This is a genomic window from Clostridia bacterium (assembly GCA_028698525.1).
Taxonomy (GTDB): Bacteria; Bacillota; Clostridia; order JAQVDB01; family JAQVDB01; genus JAQVDB01.
The window spans coordinates 1-2,747 of the sequence record JAQVDB010000128.1 but is presented as its reverse complement, the minus strand read 5'-3'; the positions used below and the strand labels follow the sequence as shown (position 1 = coordinate 2,747).

Here is a 2,747-nt window from a genome sequence, read left to right as displayed (position 1 = left end):
ATATAAAAAAGGAGTGTTCCTATGTCGCTTAGTGATGCTATGCATGCGACTGGTGTCGAAGTTAATTATTATTTTATATGTAAGAGGAAACTGTGGTATTTTACCCATGGCATAACTATGGAGCATAATTCTACTAGAGTGGAGATAGGAAAAGAAGTACATAAAAACAGCTTTAAAAGAAAAAACAAAGAGATAATGATAGACAATCAAATTTGCCTGGATTTTATTGATAAGGAGCTAATAATAAATGAAACTAAGCTTACAAAGGCTATGAATGATGCTACAAGATATCAAATATTATACTATATTTATTATCTTGAAAACAAAGGTATAAAACAAGTTAAAGGCATAGTTCACTATCCTAAAAGTAAAAAGAGAGAAATTATAGAGCTTGATGGTGAGGAAAGGCAAGTATTAGATAAAGTATTGAAATTTATATATGCTATCAAGAAAAGCAATAGTCCACCTTCATTAGAAAAAAAGAGAAAATGTAAAAAATGCAGTTATTATGAATTGTGCTTTAGCTAAGGAGGGAAAATTTGAAGAGGAATTACTATATATTTAGTAATGGTAGGATAAAAAGGAAAGACAATACTATTTGTCTAGAAAACGAAAAAGGGAAAAAATATATTCCTATTAATGATATAGAGGCCCTATATATTTTTGGGGAGGTAGATTTTAATAGCAAAGTATTGAATTTCTTTGGTCAAAATAACATCACGGTACACATATTTAATTATTATGGTTTCTATACATCTAGTATATATCCAAGAGAGCATCTATTGTCAGGATATAGCTTGGTAAATCAAGTGAAAAAATATTTAGATCCTGTGGAAAGGATAAAATTAGCTAGAGAAACAATAAATACTGCAAGTTATAATATTCTAAAAAATTTAAAATATTATAACCCAAGACGAAATGAGAAATTAGAAGATATTATATTAAAAATTGAGAAAGAAAGAAAAAAAATCCCATATACAAACGGAATACAAGATCTCATGGGAACTGAAGGGAGAATAAGAGACCTATATTACAGTGGATTTAGTATTATTACCATGGGAAAGTTCAAAATGAAGAAAAGAGTAAAGAGACCACCTGATAACCCTATGAATACATTAATTTCTTTCGGAAACAGCCTGATGTATACTACTGTATTATCAGAGATATACCGTACTCAATTAAACCCAACTATAAGTTATCTTCATGAACCAGGTGAAAGGAGATTTTCATTAAGCCTTGATATAAGTGAAGTATTCAAGCCAATCATAACGGACAGGACAATATTTAAATTAATAAATGAAGGAATGATAGATCAAAATCACTTTACAAAAGAGTTAAACTTTTGTCATTTAAATGAAAAGGGAAGGAAAGTTTTTATGCAGCAGTATGAAGACAAGCTAAATACTGTAATTAAACACAAAGAGTTAGAAAGACAAGTTAGCTACAGAAGACTGATAAGGTTAGAATGTTATAAGCTGATAAAACACATAAATGATATAGAGAACTATGAAGGGTTAAAGATGTGGTGGTAGAATGTATATATTAATAGTATATGATGTTGGTGAAAAAAGAGTCCAGAAGGTGCTTAAATTTATTAGAAAACATTTAATATGGATACAAAATTCTGTTTTTGAAGGAAATGTAACAAAGGCCGAACTGTTAAAGATAAAAAATGGACTCAAGGAAATAGTAGATCAAAAAGAAGATTCTATTATATTTTTTACTGCAAGGAATGAGAGATGGATAAAAAAAGAGATAATGGGGCGAGAAAAAAATGCTACAGATAACTTTATTTAAGGATAGTTTAGGATGGTTGAATAATGAAATTAGAAATAGAGTTTAGTATTGATAAAAATAAAAGTATAAATTTAAACTACAATTACTATATAACGTCAGCAATATATAATCTCATATATAAGCATAATATAGGCTTTTCAAAACAACTTCATGATGAAGGTTATAAGATAGGAAATAAAACATTCAAACTATTTGTATATTCGCGTTTGATGCCGGATAAGTATATTATACAAGGTGCTAACATGATAATTAAGAAGGGAAAAATGAGGCTATATGTGAATTCACCTGTAAAAGAATTTGTAAATTCATTAGGCAATTCCCTTATAAAAGAAGGAAAAATGCAAATAGGTGAAGAAACATTTAATATAAATAATATTTATCTTGAGGATAATAATTATTTTGATTATAGAACAAAGTTTAAAGTGTTATCACCTATAGTAGTAACTACTGCAGATAAGATAAACGGTGTAATGAAACCACGGACAGTACACATAACAGAAGACAAATATATAGAAAATATCAAGAGCAATTTGTTGAAAAAATATTTTATTGTAAAGGGAAAACTGCCTGGACACTTGGATATAGATATATCATTTGATACTAATTATTTAAAAAAAAGTAAAAGAGGAAATTTAATTGATTTTAAAGGAGTTAAAATAAAAGGATATATTTGCCCTTTTACCATGGAATGTGATAGTGACTTAAAAAAGTTAGCTGTTGATTGTGGATTAGGGGAGAATAATAGTATAGGTATGGGATATATAACGGAGCAAAAATAATTTGTCGACCCTTAATGATGTTAGAATCCTTGGGGGTCGACAAATTAAAAACACCTTCAAACCTAATAAAACCGTAAAAGTATTTTTTAGAGATGTTTTCCTTAAATGTGAAATGCTTATTTATAGCCAAGAATGATGGGTATTAATCGGACCATGTTGGAATTGAAATTT

Annotated in this window: 4 protein-coding genes; all 4 read left to right on the top strand. The window is 28.5% G+C overall.

All coding sequences use genetic code 11. The features are described from left to right. Nucleotides 1-21: 21 nt before the first annotated feature. From cas4 to cas6, 4 genes are read left to right on the top strand one after another with little or no spacing between them, the layout of a single operon-like run. Entirely contained in the window at nucleotides 22-528 is a 507-nt protein-coding gene (gene cas4 / locus PHP06_11060) for a CRISPR-associated protein Cas4 (protein MDD3841079.1), read from the top strand. Nucleotides 529-539: 11 nt separating this feature from the next. Continuing rightward, entirely contained in the window at nucleotides 540-1,532 is a 993-nt protein-coding gene (cas1b, locus tag PHP06_11055) for a type I-B CRISPR-associated endonuclease Cas1b (protein MDD3841078.1), read from the top strand. A gap of 1 nt (nucleotide 1,533) precedes the next feature. Then, on the top strand, nucleotides 1,534-1,797 hold the full coding sequence (gene cas2, locus PHP06_11050) for a CRISPR-associated endonuclease Cas2 (protein MDD3841077.1): 264 nt from the start codon (nucleotides 1,534-1,536) through the stop codon (nucleotides 1,795-1,797). 23 nt (nucleotides 1,798-1,820) lie between these two features. Next, complete coding sequence (cas6, locus tag PHP06_11045) at nucleotides 1,821-2,576, top strand: CRISPR-associated endoribonuclease Cas6 (protein MDD3841076.1); 756 nt, start codon at nucleotides 1,821-1,823, stop codon at nucleotides 2,574-2,576. Nucleotides 2,577-2,747 lie beyond the last annotated feature (171 nt).